Raw genomic sequence first — 19428 nt, 5'->3', positions numbered from 1 at the left:
ATTTTTTTATACTTTTTTAGTAATAACAAAATTTATTTATTCTATTTGGGTACATAATGTATCAAAAACTGTAGCAATTTTGTCTAATATTGCTGGTTTATACTCACTAATATTATTGGGTAATGCTAGCTTTTTAAATGATGCTCCTCGCAGCAGAGCTACGAGGTATCTACCCAAAAAGCTTTAACTGTTTTTGTTGAAATGCTTTATAAGAAGGTTTGCCTGAACCTTGATTCTGTACATAATTACGTAATTTCTGCTCATCACCATGTTTACCTACTGTGCTCATAAAATATCCTTTACTCCAAAACTCACTTCCCCATAATTTTTCTTTAAGATTTGGATATTTCTCAAACATTTTCTTAGAAGTAATACTTGGAAAGTTCTATAATTAATTAAGCCAGATATAATCAATTTTTAATCTCTCAGGGTTTAATTCCCCGAAGCTCTGCTTCGTGATATCATAAGAAACAACTAAAACTTTTTTAGATACCTCGTAGTTCTGCTGCGAGGAGCATCATTTAAATATAGATATATCATGGCTCATTTAACGATAGATGAAAGATTTAAAATATACGAAATGAATAAGAGTGGTTATAGCTCGCGATATATAGGGACAAAGATTGGCCGTGATAAAAGCACTATATGTTATGAACTCAAGAGAATGAGGCATAATTATAGACCAGATAGGGCTAACACACTTGCTTGCAGTTTAAGGCAAGGTAAGAGAAAAAGAAAATGAGATATTGATAATAATTTACGAGCAGAAATAATAAAGCAGTTAACACAGGGTATTTCACCAGATATAATTTCAGGTAGACGTAAACTATCACGAGATACTGTCAATATTTCTACAGAGAGTATATACCAGTTTATTTATACATCTCCTATAGCACAAAGGCAAAAATTATATTTATCTTTAGCAAGAAAAAGGAAAAATAGGTTGCATCATGGTACAAGAATCAGAAACAAAAGAATTACAATACCAAATCGAGTTTCCATTACTGAAAGACCAGAGATAAATAGAAAGATAGCAGCAATAGGTCATTTAGAAGGTGATTTAACTTTTAACAAAGGTAATCAAAGTCGTAATATAGGCGCTCTTGTGGATATCAGAACACAAAAAGTGTTTCTCACTTTAAACCGTTCAAAAAGAACACAAGATGTGATTGGTAACATGAATAAAAAACTTAAACAATTGTCGCATATAATCAAAAGCATAACGTTAGATAATGGCAAAGAATTTACCAATCATGAACAACTATTGCCAAAATCTGAACGAAAAGTATATTTTTGCAATCCTTATTCTCCATGGCAAAAACCATTGATAGAGAAGATTAACTCAATGGTGCACAGAGTATACTCTAAATCTTTAGATATAAAAAAATTAACAATAAAGCAATTACAAGAAATTGAGGATTTTTTAAATAATTTACCAAGAAAAGTGCTCGGTTATAAAACACCCCATGAGGTATGGGAAGAAAATATAAATCTGGCTTAATTAATACTGGAATTTACCTTTTGCAAAAACTAAATTGCTAGTAAATGATGCTCCTCGCAGCAGAGCTACGAGGTATCTAAAAAAGTTTTAGTTGTTTCTTATGATATCACGAAGCAGAGCTTCGGGGAATTAAACCCTGAGAGATTAATAAATCAGTATATGTAGCTTTAGGAATAGATTTATCTGGCAGACAGGATATTTTAGGCTTATGGATAAGTGAGCATGAAGGAGCTAAATTTTGGCTTGGTAATTTTACTGAAATGAAGAATCGAGGAATAAAAGATATCTTAATTGCTTGTAGTGATAATCTAACTGGTATGTCTGATGCTATTGCATCAGTATATCCGAAAACTGAACATCAAATTTGTATTGTCCATCAGATCAGGAATAGCCTCAAATATGTATAGCTAACACGGAAATGTTTCTACCACAGATTAGGAAAAACTTAGGCATTGATCAATAATTTTACGTAAACAGTTTTTAAAGTTAGTCCAGCAATGTTTAATAGGATTGAGATCTGGTGAATATGTGAGTAAATACAAAAACTATGGTAAAACCCTTTCCGCGTTAGCTATATCATATAAAGATAGAAAGCAATTAGCAGCGGATTTGAAACTAATCTATACTTCTGCTACTGAAAAAGAAGCAGAATTAGCTCTTGAGTCATTTGATCAAAAATGGAGTAAGCAATATCCGCATATAGCTAAATCTTGGTATAATAATTGGGATAATTTGATAATTTTCTTGCAATATCCAAAGGAGATTCGTAAGATTATTTACACTACAAATGCGATAGAATCGCTGAATAGCCAATTGAGAAAAGTTACTAAGAATAAACGCATCTTTCCAAATGATGACGCAGTATTTAAGGTTTTATATCTGACAATTGATTATATTACCAAAAAATGGTCTATGCCTATCCCCAATTGGAATGAAGCTATGGCTCATTTTATGATCAAATTTGATGGTAGAATTTAATGGTTCACGAAATTTACACAATTGATGAGACAGAGCCACGTGAGCACCACAGATCTTATAAGACGACGTAGCCAATTTTTCAAGTTTATCGAGTATACTCTACCTTTTACCCATTGCGTAACTAGTAATCAGATTTTTAATAGGCTTAAAGTTATTTATCGCTTTAAACCCTATTTGTCTTAAATGCCTTAAACTTTTTGAATGATTTAAAAAAATATTATTAAGCTCATCAGTTAGCTTATACATGATAAAATTATCTGTTTGTCTTGATTTTTGGTATTCTGATAGCGGTAAATTATTACTTACTACGCTAATTAAGGATTCAATATCTTTTATACCTTGATTAAGCCCCTGCCCGGCTAATGGATGCACCACGTGAGCACTATCGGCAATAAGTACTATCTTGTTGTGAAAATATCTATTTGCTATACGAGCTTTGAGAGGAAAGCCGTTTACCTCGCTATCTACAGTGATTTTTCCAAGTGAATTACCAGCATTTCTTTGCGTTAAGAATCTTACCTCTTCAATAGGCAACTGCATAATTAACGCAGCTTGATCAGAAGAAGTTGACCATATCACAGAAGAACTATGTTGATCTTTCATAGGCAATAATGCAAAAGGACCTAGAGGCAGAAAATGCTCCATAGCACAATTTTCATGCGGCTTTTCATGCTTAATGTTAAACACTACAGCAGTTTGATATGGTTTTTCTATTTCATTTGCAAAATAATGTGATCTAACCTTCGAATTTGTACCATCACATATAATTAGTAAATTAGATTTAACGTGGATTTCATCATTAAACTTAATAATAGAATGTTCATCATGGCTTATAACCTCTTGATATTCTTTATTATCGACTAATGTCATCAGCGGATTATTAATTATTTTTGATAATAATATTTTCTTAAAATCGTTATTCTGAACTACATACCCTAAAGAACTATCATTTTTTAGTTCCAATATTTCAGGAGCTTTATTATCAACTACATAAACATCTTTCATGTGGCTTACAAACTCTTCCAGCTCTTGCCGTATATCAATGGAAGATAAAAAATCCTTAGAATAAGGCGTCAAAGCAGTGGTTCTAATATCGTTAAAAAAGCCAGGACTTTTTACAGATTTACTTTCAAATATAGTAGTTTCTACACCTTTTTTGGCAAAAGCAAGAGCGGTTAACATACCACTCAAACCACATCCCAAAATCACTTTATCAATCTGCTTTGTTTTTATCTGATTCATATACAAAATATTTTAAATAACCGTTTGTTGCTATAAAGCTCAATAAAAAATAAATAATTGCTATATCTAAATATGAGCTATTGCCTAGATAAAAACCCAAGCAGTAAATAAATAAACTCACCACACTAGTTAAACTGTTTAGGATTAATAGCTTAGTGAAAATATCCGTTTTTCTGATAAATAGATAGGTTATTAAAGAAATAAATAAAGAAATAATAATTAGAAAGATATGAATCATAATTAATTTGCTATGTATTTAAAGGGCTTATTGATTATATGTTAGGCTCTGTCTCATCAATTGTGTAAATTTCGTGAACCATTAAATTCTACCATCAAATTTGATCATAAAATGAGCCATAGCTTCATTCCAATTGGGGATAGGCATAGACCATTTTTTGGTAATATAATCAATTGTCAGATATAAAACCTTAAATACTGCGTCATCATTTGGAAAGATGCGTTTATTCTTAGTAACTTTTCTCAATTGGCTATTCAGCGATTCTATCGCATTTGTAGTGTAAATAATCTTACGAATCTCCTTTGGATATTGCAAGAAAATTATCAAATTATCCCAATTATTATACCAAGATTTAGCTATATGCGGATATTGCTTACTCCCTTTTTGATCAAATGACTCAAGAGCTAATTCTGCTTCTTTTTCAGTAGCAGAAGTATAGATTAGTTTCAAATCCGCTGCTAATTGCTTTCTATCTTTATATGATACATATTTGAGGCTATTCCTGATCTGATGGACGGTAAATTCCAGTATTAATTAAGCCAGATTTATATTTTCTTCCCATACCTCATTGGGTGTTTTATAACCGAGCACTTTTCTTGGTAAATTATTTAAAAAATCCTCAATTTCTTGTAATTGCTTTATTGTTAATTTTTTTATATCTAAAGATTTAGAGTATACTCTGTGCACCATTGAGTTAATCTTCTCTATCAATGGTTTTTGCCATGGAGAATAAGGATTGCAAAAATATACTTTTCGTTCAGATTTTGGCAATAGTTGTTCATGATTGGTAAATTCTTTGCCATTATCTAACGTTATGCTTTTGATTATATGCGACAATTGTTTAAGTTTTTTATTCATGTTACCAATCACATCTTGTGTTCTTTTTGAACGGTTTAAAGTGAGAAACACTTTTTGTGTTCTGATATCCACAAGAGCGCCTATATTACGACTTTGATTACCTTTGTTAAAAGTTAAATCACCTTCTAAATGACCTATTGCTGCTATCTTTCTATTTATCTCTGGTCTTTCAGTAATGGAAACTCGATTTGGTATTGTAATTCTTTTGTTTCTGATTCTTGTACCATGATGCAACCTATTTTTCCTTTTTCTTGCTAAAGATAAATATAATTTTTGCCTTTGTGCTATAGGAGATGTATAAATAAACTGGTATATACTCTCTGTAGAAATATTGACAGTATCTCGTGATAGTTTACGTCTACCTGAAATTATATCTGGTGAAATACCCTGTGTTAACTGCTTTATTATTTCTGCTCGTAAATTATTATCAATATCTAATTTTCTTTTTCTCTTACCTTGCCTTAAACTGCAAGCAAGTGTGTTAGCCCTATCTGGTCTATAATTATGCCTCATTCTCTTGAGTTCATAACATATAGTGCTTTTATCACGGCCAATCTTTGTCCCTATATATCGCGAGCTATAACCACTCTTATTCATTTCGTATATTTTAAATCTTTCATCTATCGTTAAATGAGCCATGATATATCTATATTTAAATGATGCTCCTCGCAGCAGAGCTACGAGGTATCTAAAAAAGTTTTAGTTGTTTCTTATGATATCACGAAGCAGAGCTTCGGGGAATTAAACCCTGAGAGATTAAAAATTGATTATATCTGGCTTAATTAATTATAGAACTTTCCATTAAAAATTTTTTGTCAAAACTTCAGAGGTTATAAGTTAGCATTTTTTAACTGGATCCCGTGAATAAATCACGGGATGACAATTGGAAAACCGATCCCTCATACGGGAATGACATAAAAGCCACTCAAAAATTCCAATTGTTCCTCGCAATGACAGAGAAATACAACCCCCCATAAATCAATGAACCAATAATAATAACTAAGGGTGTTAGAGGTAGATCACAATAAAAAGAGGCAGTAGCAGCACAGAAATTAATAAATAGCGAAATAAAAATTGATATTATAATCATCATAGCAGGGCTGCCTACCATAAATCTTGCAATCATAGCAGGAATAAGTAACACAGCCGTCACCATAAGAACCCCAACTATTTTAATTGCAGAAAATACTGATATAGATAAAATAAGTAAAAATAGTAGTTCTATAATATTAACTTTTACGCCTTTAATTATGGCAATATCTCTGTTAATAATTATAAGAAGAATTTTATTATAAAAATATGCAATAAAACATATAATAGCTATAAGCATTATTGCTAGCACAATTAAATCATCAAAAGCTACAGATAAAATATCGCCAAACAGTAAATTAACTATATTGTTTTGAGCAGAAGAAAAATAATTAATAATTAAAGCAATAGCCAGCATAGAGCTAGAAATTAAATTAATAACTGCATTTTTCTCAGAATTATTTTGGAAAATAAACACAAAAATTGAAAAAAGAATTGCAACAATTAGTCCTGAATATATTAATGGAAAATGAGCAATAATACTAATGCTGACTGCTAGAAAACTACTATGAGCAAGCCCGTCGCCGAAGTAAACATATCTTTTCCATAATGCTATGCAGCCAATAGGAGCAAATATGCAGCTAATTAAAATTAAGGCTAGTATTATTAGTACCATATAAGTATATTATAGCTATGTCTTCAGTTAATAAAAACGAATTAGAAAAATTTGAGAAAATCTCTCATAGTTGGTGGAATAAGGATGGGGAATTCGGTATTTTACACCGCATAAATCCTATTCGCCTTAACTATATAATAGAGAAGATAAAATCGCATTACAACGATATTTCTGATTTGGAAGTATTAGATGTAGGTTGTGGTGGTGGTTTAATTGCTACTAATCTTGCGATGCAAGGTTTTAACGTTACGGCTATTGATGCTTTGCAAAGTAATATTGATACTGCTTTGGCTTATGCTACAGAAAATAATATTAAGGTAAATTATTCAAAAAGCACTATAGAAGAATTAGAAAACGATAAGCAATATGATGTAGTGATTTGTCTTGAAGTTATTGAGCATGTGGAAAATGTTCAAGAATTTATGCTGAATTTAGTAAAGCGTATTAAGCCAAAAGGTATGGCTATAATTTCTACGATTAACCGCACCAAAAAAGCTTATTTACTTGGGATAATAGCAGCTGAATATATACTCGGATGGGTGCCAAAAAATACCCATGATTATAGTAAGTTTATAAAACCATCTGAAATTTATGAGATGCTAGAAAATACTAATGTAGAAATTGAGGAGCTAAAAGGTTTGGTATATAACATGGCAGAAGACAAATGGCATTTAAGTGATGATGATATAGATGTAAACTATTTTGTATATTTGAAGAAAAATGATAACCCATCATTGCGAGGAGCGTAGCGACGAAGCAATCTTATTAAACATCCTGAGATTGTGCACGTACAAAACTTATAGTTTCTTCTCGCAATGACATCTATGTATAAAAAAATGACTAACAACGTGATTACTAGATTTGCTCCGTCACCGACGGGGTTTTTACATATAGGTTCAGCAAGAACGGCTTTATTCAATTATTTATTTGCTAAGCATAATAACGGCAAATTCTTATTACGTATTGAAGATACTGATAAAGAAAGATCAACAGAAGCAGCGGTAGAAGCCATATTTTCAGGACTGAAATGGCTAGGGCTTAATTGGGATGATGAAGTTGTATTCCAATCTAAACGCAATGATCTTTATAAGGAAGCAGCATTAAAGTTGCTTGCAGAGGGTAAGGCATATTATTGTTTTACACCTCAGGAAGAAATAGAAAAGCAAAGACAAGAAGCTCTAGAAAATAAGCAGCATTTTATTTTTAATAGTAGGTGGCGTGATAAAACTTCTGATACTTACCCAAAAGACATAAAGCCGGTTATACGTTTAAAAACTCCGAGATCAGGTAGCATAACAATTCATGACACGCTACAAGGTGATGTGGTAATTGAGAACTCTCACATTGATGATATGGTACTGCTGCGTAGTGATGGCACTGCTACTTACATGTTAGCCGTGGTGGTGGATGATCACGATATAGGCATAACTCATATTATTAGAGGTGATGATCATTTAACAAATGCTGCAAGGCAAATCGCTATATATAACGCTTTTGGTTACCAGGTTCCAAGCATGACTCATATACCGCTAATTCATGGAGCAGATGGTGCTAAATTGTCTAAAAGGCATGGGGCTTTAGGTGTTGAATCTTATAAGGATATGGGGTATTTGCCGGAAAGCTTATGTAATTATCTATTGCGTCTTGGTTGGAGTCATGGGGATGATGAGATTATCCAGATGGATCAAGCTATCGAATGGTTTAACCTAGATTCACTCGGTAAATCACCTGCAAGGCTTGATTTTACTAAAATGAACAGCTTAAATAGCCATTATTTAAGAATGCTTGATGAGAACAGTTTAATTACTAAAATTTTAGAGATATTAAATCGAAATTATAAGGTCAGCGAGCAGGAAGTAAATTATATAAAACTTGGTCTGCAAGGTTTATTAGTTAGAAGCGAAACCTTACTAGATTTAGCAAATCTTGCAAAAATTTATTTAATAGATACTCCTATTGCTTATGAAAATGATGCAAAGGAAATTATAGAAAATTGCGATAAAAATTTGCTTAGCAATGTTATAGAAAGCCTAGAAAAACTTGAGCAGTTTGATAAAGAATCAGTGCAGTCTGAATTTAAGAAAATAGTGGCAGCAAATAGTTTAAATATGAATGAAGTTATGAAGCCTGTGAGAGCTTTAATTACAGGTATGGTTGGCTCACCTAGCATATTTGAAATTGCTGAAATTTTAGGGAAAGAAAATATTTTAAAAAGGTTAAAAGTAAAATGAAAAATTACATAAAGAAAATTATATTTGTTTGTAGTGGGTTATTTGTAATAGCTGGGGTTTTTGTATTATTGAGGGTGGAAAATGTGGCTTTGTTGCATAAATAAGCTTTTGAATATACTGCCCCTAACCCCGCAATGCTAGCCTAGCCAACAGGCACAGAAATAGGTTTACCAATTTCAAACATTTTGTTTAATAAGTGGCATTTAATAGACATTTCTTTTGTCATATTTTGATCATGTCTTGATAGAAACTTACTACCAAAAGAAGTTTTAAATGAGTCTTTTGCAATGATTGTGTAAATTTTTGTTGAGCCTATATTAGAAACCTGAATTCTGGATTAATCTAGGTTTGGAAGTAAGTATTTACAAGGGATAGAAGATACTCTATATAATTTTTAGCAAAAAAACAAGAGTATCCCCATGAAGAAAGATATTACTGCATTATTTTGTTTTGTCGATGATTTTTGTAAAATTAGCGAGCAGTGGATTAATAAATCATTTCTACCATTAATTAATAAAAACCCTACAAGAAAGCCTGAAATAAGCTATTCTGAGCTGTTAACAATAGTGCTTTTATACCATCAATCACCTTGTAAAAACTTTAAATATTTTTATATGTCCTATCTACAATTATATAAATCAGACTTTGTAACTCTTCCATCATATACTCGTTTTATAGCTCTCAAACCAAGAGTTCTGAGTTATTTAGTTTTATTACTTGAATGGTATATGCAGGCAGCTCAATCTACGGGAGTTTCTTATATTGACGCCACATCTTTAGAGGTTTGTCATCGAAAAAGAATCTCTCGTAATAAAGTCTTTGCCGGTATTGCTGCTTTGGGTAAAACAACAAAAAGTTGGTTTTTTGGTCTAAAATTACATTTGGTTATTAACGAAAAAGGTGAGATTCAAGGTCTAAAACTAACGCCTGGTAATGTAGAGGATAGAGCGCCGGTTTCGATAATCACCGGTAAATTCCAGTATTAATCTCTCAGGGTTTAATTCCCCGAAGCTCTGCTTCGTGATATCATAAGAAACAACTAAAACTTTTTTAGATAGTCTATCCGCCAAAAACACTTCAAATCCTGATCATTTGTAATGGGATAGAGTTTTGACAACAAATTGCTAAGATTTTCAATAAAAATTAATAAGTTATGTTAATTTTTACTGATACATTTCTGTGTTGGTCTAATTTTGATATGGAGCTATTGTTAACGATTTTTTATCGTTCATCTAGTTTTTGCATGATGATATTTTTGATTTATGTGGAGTTAGACACGATTTGTAAATGATTTGCAATGCATCGTAAATTCAAACCAATAGCAGAGATTATTGGATTGATAATATCTCCTATCATACCTTTCAAGAAGTTTCTACCCATCCGACCATATTGCTTTAAGTGACCTATTATTGGTTCTATGGCACTGCGTCTCTTGATCATAGACTTGTCCTCTTGTAACAACTTCTTCGATAGTGGACTAATGGTATGGACCTCCTGATATAGAGAATGAAAAGCAGTTGCTAATCTTCTAGGGTTAATATTTAACATATTAAAACAACAATTAAGGAGGTCCATATGGAGGTTACTACAATTGGTATAGATATTGCAAAAAGAATTTTTCAAATTCATGGTGTAGATAAAAATGGCAAGACAGTATTAAAGAAAAAATTGATGAGAGATCAGGTTTTGACATTTATGGCTAATTTACCACAATGTTTAGTAGGGATGGAAGCTTGTGGTGGTTCTAGTTATTGGGCAAGAGAAATAACTAAATTAGGGCATGAAGTAAAACTAATGGCACCGCAATTTGTCAAACCATATGTTAAAACTAATAAAAATGATCAAGCAGATGCTGAAGCGATATGTGAAGCCGTGACAAGACCTAATATGAGATTTGTTGCAATTAAAACTATAGAGCAACAAGAAATTTTATCAATACATAGGGTAAGAGAGAGATTGGTAAAAAATCGTACAGCACTTGCTAATGAAATTAGGGGGCTACTACATGAGTTTGGTTTTATTGTTCCTCAAGGCATTAATAAGGTTATCACAAAATTAATTGAGATTTTAGATGCAGGGAAATTAAGCCAGTTAAGTTATCAAACATTTAGTGAACTAAAAGAAGAATTCTTAGATAATAACAGAAAAATAAAAGAGATAGAAAAACGATTAACAATGATAGCAAGTAACCTAACTCAATATCAACGATTAAGAGCTATACCTGGTCTTGGTTTAATTACTGCTACTGCTTTAATAGCATCAATAGGTAATGCTACAAGTTTTGAGAATGGCAGGCAATTATCGGCATGGCTAGGATTAGTGCCAAGACAACATTCAAGTGGTGGGAAGGATAAGCTGCTGGGAATTAGCAAGCGAGGTGATGTATACTTACGCACTTTATTAATTCAAGGGGCTAGAGCTGTACTAAATGCCAAGATAAGATTTACATCGGAAGAACAGAAATCTAAAAAAGATTTTAGCCAATTTACGAAATGGATGTTTAATTTATCTGAGCGAAGTAGCCATAATAAAACGACAGTTGCCATAGCTAATAAGTTGGCAAGAGTGGTGTTTGCTGTACTAAGATCAGGAGATGATTATGTAGAGAGTAAAGTTTGTAGCTAAAGAGTGTGTAGCATAGCACTTATAAGTAAAATAAATGGTGATTTATATAATGAATAGGTAAAAGCAAAACAATATGTAAGAGATTCCAACCCGAAATATGCTTGAGATAATTAATATTGATGGTAAATAAGACAAACCTTAGCTTACAAAAAAACTGCGTTTTTCAGTGGCTCTTTTAGAAGCCGATGGACTGATAAGTATATAGTTTGTAAGCCAGCGAATTCCATCAGGGCTGTAGAATAAATTAGGTTGATTTATCAGCTATAAGCCGGATACATGACTGCATTTGTTTGTTTTTATTATTGATGTTATTTTTTTCTTGCATTCTACAGGAGGTCCATACATGAAAAATCAAGACAAAAAAATGAGTAGTATGTTTTCCTAATTTTTCGATTATCAGGCAGCAATTTGCTGATAATTTTGCATATAATTCAGATATACATTCATAGGCTTTTTATAACCAATACTTGAATGAAATCTGTGATAATTATATTTATTCAGATAATGATCAATCCCATCTTTTAACTCTTTAACATTGTTAAAATCATTAATAAAGATACAATTATATTTTAAAGTTCTAAAAAACCTTTCTATTACTATATTATCAATACTTCTACCTTTGCCATTCATTGAAATTTGGATATCATGCTCCTTGAGAATATTTATGTGGTCATAACTGGTATATTGGCTACCTTGATCACTATTAAATATCTGTGGAGCGTTATACTTACTGAGAGCTTGTTTCAAGACATCAGTTACAAGAGATGCATCCATAGAATTTGACAGTTTATAGCTCAATATGGCCTTGCTATGCCAATCTATAATAGCTGCCATATACATAAAGCCACCATTAGTTCTAATGTAAGTAATGTCACCACTCCAAACCTCATTCACATTAGGCACATACACTTGCTTTGTTGAGCCAGATTTAGTCCAATATTGATCAAGTAAGTAGCTATAGATCTTATGCTCACTATCGTTTCGAGAAGTAGATTTTTTCTTATGTGGGTAAATAGCTTCTATACCCATCATCCTCATATATTTCAGTACTCGATCTTTACCGACAATAAAACCATCTTCTAGTAACTGTTGATGAATATAGCGATAACCAAATTCAGGATTATCTGTATATATTTCATCTATTCTATTTAAAATACTTAATTTATTTATACTCATCTCCTTGGATTTATAGTAGGCTGTAGATCGACTAATCTTTAATAGTTCACACTGTCTTGATTTTGAGAGTTGATTTAGCTTGGAGTGTACAAGACTCTTTTTATTTGATAAATCCAAGCTTTTGAGCTTTCCCACGGCCCAGTCCCTCTCAACTGTGATTCTACCAAGAGCTTTAGCAAGTTCATCATTTTGCTCTTGTAAATGATTTATTTGTTCTTGATATTCACTCAAAACTTTAGCTGGTTCAAAAGCTAATGCCGCATTACCTAAAAACTGTTTTTTCCAATTTTGAATTGTTTTAACACTTATTGCATATTTTGAAGCTAACTGACCAAGTGTCGACTCCTCTTTTATTAATTCTAATACTATCCCCGTTTTTTCTGAAGCACTGAAAATTTTTACTTTATTTTTCTTCATCTTTCCTCTTAAGTTTATTGCTATTTATTCTAACTTATTGCGGAAACACACTCCTTCATTTTTTTGTCCAATTTTTTCAGTCCATTATATCTTGTACACTCCAAGCTAAATCAACTCTCAAAATCAAGACAGTGTGAACTATTAAAGATTAGTCGATCTACAGCCTACTATAAATCCAAGGAGATGAGTATAAATAAATTAAGTATTTTAAATAGAATAGATGAAATATATACAGATAATCCTGAATTTGGTTATCGCTATATTCATCAACAGTTACTAGAAGATGGTTTTATTGTCGGTAAAGATCGAGTACTGAAATATATGAGGATGATGGGTATAGAAGCTATTTACCCACATAAGAAAAAATCTACTTCTCGAAACGATAGTGAGCATAAGATCTATAGCTACTTACTTGATCAATATTGGACTAAATCTGGCTCAACAAAGCAAGTGTATGTGCCTAATGTGAATGAGGTTTGGAGTGGTGACATTACTTACATTAGAACTAATGGTGGCTTTATGTATATGGCAGCTATTATAGATTGGCATAGCAAGGCCATATTGAGCTATAAACTGTCAAATTCTATGGATGCATCTCTTGTAACTGATGTCTTGAAACAAGCTCTCAGTAAGTATAACGCTCCACGGCTTTGTTGCATAAATAAGCTTTTGAATATACTGCCCCTGGCTTTGTTGCATAAATAAGATTTGTAGAGCAAGAGTGGTGATAATCTGGTAAGATGTCCTGAATTAAAAATAATCCAGATTATATGAGATCTCGGAAGAAAGCCCCTTTTAGTAAATCACGCAAGTATTCTAAATATAAAATAACGAATTGGTCAGAATATAATAATTTTTTACGCAATAGGGGTCGCATAGATTTTATGATTGCCAGTGATTTGGCGATTGGCTGGTATGCTGATTACAGAGAGGAAATGAAACGAGGAAGACCTAGACGCTATAGTGATCACGCTATATTACAGTGTTTGAAGATCAGATGCTTATTCGGTCTTAAGTTACGCCAAACCCAAGGCTTTATAAACTGGCTCTTTGAAATATCGGGTTTATCTATTAGATGTCCAGACTATACAACATTAAGTAAGCGTATGAAGTCATTAGATCTTAGGTATTTACATGGAAATCAAGATAAAGAATTTAGTTGTATTTCAATGGATAGTACAGGGATACAAGCCTACACAGGGAACGAATGGCTAGAAAATAAGCATGGTAAGCAATATAAGCGTCGCATATGGAAAAAGCTACATATCGTTATAGAAGATCAAGGTATGATACTTGCCGATAGTACCACAGAGCATACTATAGATGATAGATCACAGATTGGACTACTAATAGCTAATGTCAGAGCCAAGGATTTTCTGGGAGATCGAGGGTATGACGGTGAATCTACATATCAATTGTTGAGAAAGAAGAAGATAAAACCAGTTATTAGACCCCCAAACTCTTCAGTAAAAGTTCAATCGCTTAGGGATAAAACTGAGAGAGATGCAGCTGTTATATATCAACAAAACAAAGGATATAGCTAACGCGGAAAGGTTTTTACCATAGTTTTTGTATTTACTCACATATTCACCAGATCTAAATCCTATTAAACATTGCTGGACTAACTTTAAAAACTGTTTACGTAAAATTATTGATCAATGCCTAAGTTTTTCCTAATCTGTGGTAGAAACATTTCCGTGTTAGCTATACCAAGCATGGAGGGTAAAGAATAATTATGGTAGAAGGGAGCGTGTAGAGAACACGTTCTTTCGATTTAAAACTTCTTTTGGTAGTAAGTTTCTATCAAGACATGATCAAAATATGACAAAAGAAATGTCTATTAAATGCCACTTATTAAACAAAATGTTTGAAATTGGTAAACCTATCTCTGTGCCTGTTGGCTAGGCTAGCATTGCGGGGTTAGGGGCAGTATATTCAAAAGCTTATTTATGCAACAAAGCCGTGTGTCAAAGATATGATTGCCCCGATAATATTTGATGGAACATGTAATAAGAACATTTTTGAAACTTATGTACAAGAGATATTGATCAAGGAATTAAAGCCTAGTCAGATAGTCGTAATGGATAATATTAATTTTCATAAAAGTACAAAAGTGAAAACGTTAATTGAATCTGTTGGTTGCAGTATTTTATTTTTACCAACTTATTCTCCTGATTTAAATCCTATTGAGCATTACTGGTTTAAAATCAAGAATGCAATTAGGAAAGTTGCAGGAGATTTTGAAGTCTATCCGCCAAAAACACTTCAAATCCTGATCATTTGTAATGGGATAGAGTTTTGACAACAAATTGCTAAGATTTTCAATAAAAATTAATAAGTTATGTTAATTTTTACTGATACATTTCTGTGTTGGTCTAATTTTGATATGGAGCTATTGTTAACGATTTTTTATCGTTCATCTAGTTTTTGCATGATGATATTTTTGATTTATGTGGAGTTAGACACGATTTGTAAATGATTTGCAATGCATCGTAAATTCAAACCAATAGCAGAGATTATTGGATTGATAATATCTCCTATCATACCTTTCAAGAAGTTTCTACCCATCCGACCATATTGCTTTAAGTGACCTATTATTGGTTCTATGGCACTGCGTCTCTTGATCATAGACTTGTCCTCTTGTAACAACTTCTTCCGCGTTTTTGGGGTATATACCTTACTCTTCTCCTTTACATTGCTACCACTATACCCAAGATCAACAAATGATTTCTTTATCTTGATTCCAGTGACACTCTCTACTGCTTCAAAGCTCTGATGCAATGTATGACCATCATAAGGATTATTATGAAACGATTTTGCGGATAAAACAAAATTTCTACGACCACTTACTACTACCGCTACTTTATTGCCAAACTCATATGGCTTGTTGCGTTTTCCCTTTCCTATACACTCTACTTCAGGGGCATGAAAACTATATAATACTTTGTTATCTTCTTTATATTGCTTTTTAGCTTCTCTTTTTAAAACAGATTGGTTATGTATTTGTTTTATTTTTTGCAATACTTCTTGATTTTTGAGAGACAAGTTTAATTGCTTATTTTTGATCTCACGCTCACATACTCTAATCAAACGACCCAGTAATATTTTTAAATGCTTCATTATTTTCCAACGCTTCTTGGCTTTACTATGTTCTTTATATTTCCATAGCTTTACTATATCGCGTTTATAGGTTCTAGCGTATGTTTCATTCAAATGTATACCCAAACTGTTGCAAAGCTTTACTATGCTAAGCCTAGCTTTATCCATTAAATAAACATCGTGTGGGTGTTTGATATTCTTAATTTGTACAGTCGTATCAGCGATGATTAATTCCAAATCTTTTTTTTTAATTGTGTTAGTTTTTATCCCAACCCTGATCAACTCCGATAATATCTCATTATATCCAGCTTCACCTAATACACTACGAAACCGTCGTATACTAGTTTCCGAGATAGCTATGTCTTTTTCTATATATTCCCACCCGCAGAAATACTGCCAATACATATTCTCTTTTAGCTCTTCCTCTGATAATGAATCTGAAAAATTATACATTGCTTGTAGCATCGTTATGCCAAGCATCACTCTATGACATTTTCTATTTCTACCAAATTTCTTAATACAAACATTTTTTGATAACCACTCTTCGAGCCTAGACCAATTTATTAATTCTCTTAATTTATATAGCTTATTATTTGGGTTTAATTCTTCTTTTAATTTATAACCAAACAGTTTCCCTTGTTCTTGCGATTTGATAATGTTGTCTATTGGCATTGACTGAAATCCATAAGGTTTATGACCATATTTTATCATTTTCTTACGGATTGTTGTATTACTTCTTGTCTTAAAACCATATTATCTATAAGGCTTGTAGAGTTTTGGCGGACGGACTTTGAAACATTCTATGATGCTGTTTACTATGTTCTTAAAAAAGTCACTATCTTATCGCATTAAGCTATACTTTATAAGTTTGGTTATCTTTTTGTCAAAACTTCAGTTTTAAATAATCTGCTAAATAGCGAGCAAATTGGTTATTTTGAACTGGCAAACTTACAATATTTTTAATATCCTTTCTAATGGCAGATAAAGGATCATTTTTATTTTTTATATTCATAATATAACCATGTAATTCTTCTTTATTATTCGCAGTATACATACCTTGCTGCATCATTTTTCCAATTTCATTTAAAGAACTTTTAACAGGAGTATAGATGATAGGTCTTCCTGTCAAAAAGAACTCTGCCATAGTAGAGCTAAAATCACCTATGTACAAATCTGCAGTCATTATAGTATCTAAGAAATCTCCACTATCTTCAATCCTAAAATTTTTTAAACACAATAATTCCTTAATAAGCATATTATAAGAATGACGCTTCATAATTTTTGTATTTTCGACCAATTGCCATTCTAACAATGGATGACTATAAAATACAAAGTCAATATTACTATCAATTTTAACAAGAGTAATAAAGTAATCAAGATATTTTAAAAAATTAGAACTCTCTGATGTTCCCGTCCATCTAGGTTTCCAGACTATTCTGAAAGATTTTTCTCTCGAAAGACTCCAACGTTTTGGGAAATCTTCATAATTTTGTAAATATTTTTCGCATTTTAAGTATCCTATAGCTTTTGCCTTTTCAGGCATTTTTTGATTGATTTCTTTTTCTATATATTGATTTTCTACAAAAATTTTCCACATTACTTTTGTAAAAGGATTTTTTTCTAACAATCCCTCATAAAGACCTGTATGTTTTATCATATTAAGACCGTAAGAAATATGTGCAATACGAGCGTACTGAGCAACATGAGTAGAATGAAACAATTCGGATTTCCTATAGTCATCGTATAAAATTTGATATATAACAAGATCAGGAGAAAAAGATTCAATGTCTATATACTCTTTTGAACATGAGTTATATCCCATTACATACGTTATGTTTCTTTCGTCAAAATAATTAGCTAGCTCTTCGATATTATTGAATACATAGTTTTTATTTTCACATGGGATAAGTATAAATTGTACATCAAAGAATTTATCCTGTTTAATTTCATTATAAAAACTTTCAAATAAATTAAATGTAGGATTTTGAATAATAAAAATTATTTTCATTGAATGGTCCTTAAGAAAAAACTAAAATATCGGTCTGTAGAAGTTAAGATACCGTCTTGAGTGTCAACAACTTTTTCATTATTTTACCTCAATTTTATTTCACAGGGTTTTTATATTTGCACTAAAAGATGTTTTGTTATTAAGAACACCATAAATTATGTGAAGCAACTTACGCATAGCAGCAATCACTATAACCATTTTAGATTTTCCAACATTGCTCAAACGTTGACTAAAATCCTTAATAATCGGATTATGTTTTATAGCAACTATGGCAGGCATATAAAAAGCTTTACGTAAATTAGCATCTCCTGTTTTTGATATTTTTCCTATTCCATGGACAGAAGTGCCTGATTGTTTTGGCTTTGGGTTAAGACCAACAAACGCAGCTAGTTGTTTTGCAGAATTAAAATTTTCTACAACAAGAAAAGCAAGTATCACTCCTATTGTTTTTTCTCCTATACCAGGGATTGAATCAAGAAGTTTACTTTTATCATGTAAGTCTTTGTGTCCTTTAATATGATTAGAGATAAGTTCTTCTACTTCCTTAATTTGCTTATCCAGAAATTCAATATGAATCATAATGTTAATGGCAACTGCTTTACTTGCTCCGCTCAATCTATTATTTTCTTGATTTTTATTAGCAATCAAACTATCCAAGCGTCTTACCCATTGTTGTAATTCTTTAATATGTATAGGGGTTGGTTGCCAAAGATCAGGTTGCATAGCCTTGCAAAAAGAAGCTATCAATTCACAATCAGATTTGTCAGTTTTAACTCTTGAAAGCTTGCTCATTGCAAAGCCCTTGATGCGAGCTGGATTTACGACACTAACTTTAAATGTATTATCATAAAGATATTGAGCTAACCTAACTTCGTAACCACCTGTTGATTCCATACAAGCGTGAGCAGTATCTATTCCCTTTTTTTCTAACCATTGTTTTAGTGCAGCAAAGCCTTTTGCAGTATTATTAAACTTTTTGGTTTTGATTTTATTATCATTTAATAAAGCTACGTCAAATGTTGCTTTAGAAATATCTATACCCAAAATAATGCTACTCATATTTGACCTTCTATGTTAATAATAAGTAGAATACCCAAAGATCAACCTTGTAAATACAGGTTCATTGATTAATTTCAAGACCTAAGAATACCGTCCGATCTTTAATGAGTATGTGAAGACTAATTGTTTGATCTCAACTACAGGGTTACATAGCCCTAAGATTTAATACGGCATATTAGTCTTCTTACTTAAGTGCCCTTAAGTATCTTATAGTTGTTTACTAAAGACAATACTAAGATACAAGATTTAATCTTACAGATATTTAAAATCTAAATGTATGCTTCTGTTAAA

Annotated in this window: 15 protein-coding genes and 6 pseudogenes; 10 read left to right on the top strand and 11 right to left on the bottom strand. The window is 31.9% G+C overall.

What is annotated here, in order from left to right; all coding sequences use genetic code 11:
* Window positions 1–169: 169 nt before the first annotated feature.
* Window positions 170–373 carry a transposase gene (locus AAHI98_RS05140; RefSeq protein ID WP_342224974.1) on the bottom strand — a complete coding sequence of 68 codons (204 nt, stop codon included), beginning with the start codon at window positions 371–373 and terminating at the stop codon, window positions 170–172.
* A gap of 165 nt (window positions 374–538) precedes the next feature.
* Here AAHI98_RS05140 and AAHI98_RS05130 point away from each other — a divergent pair.
* The 3 pseudogenes from AAHI98_RS05130 to AAHI98_RS05120 all read left to right on the top strand — a co-directional run.
* A pseudogene (locus AAHI98_RS05130) lies at window positions 539–1501 on the top strand (IS30 family transposase).
* 143 nt (window positions 1502–1644) lie between these two features.
* A pseudogene (locus AAHI98_RS05125) lies at window positions 1645–1905 on the top strand (transposase); the annotation flags it as partial.
* 172 nt (window positions 1906–2077) lie between these two features.
* Window positions 2078–2479 (top strand): annotated as a pseudogene (locus AAHI98_RS05120) (transposase); the annotation flags it as partial.
* A 99-nt stretch (window positions 2480–2578) separates the two neighbouring features.
* Here AAHI98_RS05120 and ubiH read toward each other — a convergent pair.
* From ubiH to AAHI98_RS05095, 5 genes and pseudogenes are all read right to left on the bottom strand, one after another.
* On the bottom strand, window positions 2579–3721 hold the full coding sequence (gene ubiH / locus AAHI98_RS05115; RefSeq protein WP_342225223.1) for a 2-octaprenyl-6-methoxyphenyl hydroxylase: 1143 nt from the start codon (window positions 3719–3721) through the stop codon (window positions 2579–2581).
* A complete protein-coding gene (locus tag AAHI98_RS05110; protein WP_342225222.1) occupies window positions 3693–3959 on the bottom strand; it encodes a monovalent cation/H+ antiporter complex subunit F in 267 nt (88 codons plus the stop codon). Before AAHI98_RS05110 ends, ubiH begins: the two co-directional genes overlap by 29 nt.
* Window positions 3960–4040: 81 nt before the next feature.
* Window positions 4041–4475: pseudogene (locus AAHI98_RS05105) on the bottom strand (transposase); the annotation flags it as partial.
* 18 nt (window positions 4476–4493) lie between these two features.
* Window positions 4494–5456 carry an IS30 family transposase gene (locus AAHI98_RS05100; protein WP_342224646.1) on the bottom strand — a complete coding sequence of 321 codons (963 nt, stop codon included), beginning with the start codon at window positions 5454–5456 and terminating at the stop codon, window positions 4494–4496.
* A gap of 286 nt (window positions 5457–5742) precedes the next feature.
* Window positions 5743–6522, bottom strand: a complete 780-nt coding sequence (locus AAHI98_RS05095) for a metal ABC transporter permease (RefSeq protein WP_342225221.1) — start codon at window positions 6520–6522, stop codon at window positions 5743–5745.
* Window positions 6523–6539: 17 nt separating this feature from the next.
* Between AAHI98_RS05095 and ubiG the strand changes: the two genes are divergently transcribed.
* The 3 genes and pseudogenes from ubiG to AAHI98_RS05080 form a co-directional block, all read left to right on the top strand.
* The gene (gene ubiG / locus AAHI98_RS05090; protein WP_342225220.1) at window positions 6540–7271 is read left to right on the top strand and encodes a bifunctional 2-polyprenyl-6-hydroxyphenol methylase/3-demethylubiquinol 3-O-methyltransferase UbiG; all 732 of its coding nucleotides are present in this window, start codon (window positions 6540–6542) and stop codon (window positions 7269–7271) included.
* Window positions 7272–7358: 87 nt separating this feature from the next.
* Complete coding sequence (gene gltX, locus AAHI98_RS05085; RefSeq protein ID WP_342225380.1) at window positions 7359–8753, top strand: glutamate--tRNA ligase; 1395 nt, start codon at window positions 7359–7361, stop codon at window positions 8751–8753.
* A gap of 419 nt (window positions 8754–9172) precedes the next feature.
* A pseudogene (locus tag AAHI98_RS05080) lies at window positions 9173–9721 on the top strand (IS982 family transposase); the annotation flags it as partial.
* 292 nt (window positions 9722–10013) lie between these two features.
* Here the strand turns inward: AAHI98_RS05080 and AAHI98_RS05075 are convergent.
* Window positions 10014–10214, bottom strand: coding sequence for a hypothetical protein (locus AAHI98_RS05075; RefSeq protein WP_342224789.1), 201 nt, complete (start codon window positions 10212–10214; stop codon window positions 10014–10016).
* Window positions 10215–10328: 114 nt separating this feature from the next.
* Between AAHI98_RS05075 and AAHI98_RS05070 the strand changes: the two genes are divergently transcribed.
* Window positions 10329–11378, top strand: a complete 1050-nt coding sequence (locus AAHI98_RS05070) for an IS110 family RNA-guided transposase (protein ID WP_342224642.1) — start codon at window positions 10329–10331, stop codon at window positions 11376–11378.
* 396 nt (window positions 11379–11774) lie between these two features.
* Here AAHI98_RS05070 and AAHI98_RS05065 read toward each other — a convergent pair whose 3' ends face one another.
* Complete coding sequence (locus tag AAHI98_RS05065; RefSeq protein WP_342224643.1) at window positions 11775–12971, bottom strand: IS3 family transposase; 1197 nt, start codon at window positions 12969–12971, stop codon at window positions 11775–11777.
* Between the two features lie 63 nt (window positions 12972–13034).
* Between AAHI98_RS05065 and AAHI98_RS05060 the strand changes: the two genes are divergently transcribed.
* The 3 genes and pseudogenes from AAHI98_RS05060 to AAHI98_RS05050 all read left to right on the top strand — a co-directional run.
* Complete coding sequence (locus tag AAHI98_RS05060; RefSeq protein ID WP_342225219.1) at window positions 13035–13676, top strand: DDE-type integrase/transposase/recombinase; 642 nt, start codon at window positions 13035–13037, stop codon at window positions 13674–13676.
* A gap of 65 nt (window positions 13677–13741) precedes the next feature.
* Window positions 13742–14515, top strand: a complete 774-nt coding sequence (locus AAHI98_RS05055) for an IS5 family transposase (protein WP_342225218.1) — start codon at window positions 13742–13744, stop codon at window positions 14513–14515.
* Between the two features lie 419 nt (window positions 14516–14934).
* A pseudogene (locus AAHI98_RS05050) lies at window positions 14935–15273 on the top strand (transposase); the annotation flags it as partial.
* Window positions 15274–15419: 146 nt separating this feature from the next.
* On the opposite strand, the gene AAHI98_RS05045 reads toward AAHI98_RS05050, so the two are convergent.
* The 3 genes from AAHI98_RS05045 to AAHI98_RS05035 all read right to left on the bottom strand — a co-directional run bounded on the left by AAHI98_RS05045 (window position 15420) and on the right by AAHI98_RS05035 (window position 19137).
* Window positions 15420–16781, bottom strand: coding sequence for an IS5 family transposase (locus AAHI98_RS05045; protein ID WP_342224717.1), 1362 nt, complete (start codon window positions 16779–16781; stop codon window positions 15420–15422).
* Window positions 16782–16953: 172 nt separating this feature from the next.
* Window positions 16954–18078 (bottom strand): hypothetical protein, encoded by a 1125-nt coding sequence (locus tag AAHI98_RS05040; protein WP_342225217.1) that lies wholly within the window; start codon window positions 18076–18078, stop codon window positions 16954–16956.
* A gap of 99 nt (window positions 18079–18177) precedes the next feature.
* Window positions 18178–19137 (bottom strand): transposase, encoded by a 960-nt coding sequence (locus AAHI98_RS05035; protein WP_342224639.1) that lies wholly within the window; start codon window positions 19135–19137, stop codon window positions 18178–18180.
* Window positions 19138–19428 lie beyond the last annotated feature (291 nt).

The organism is Rickettsia endosymbiont of Urophora cardui (assembly GCF_964030725.1).
Taxonomy (GTDB): Bacteria; Pseudomonadota; Alphaproteobacteria; order Rickettsiales; family Rickettsiaceae; genus Rickettsia.
This window is presented reverse-complemented; position numbering and strand designations above follow the sequence as displayed.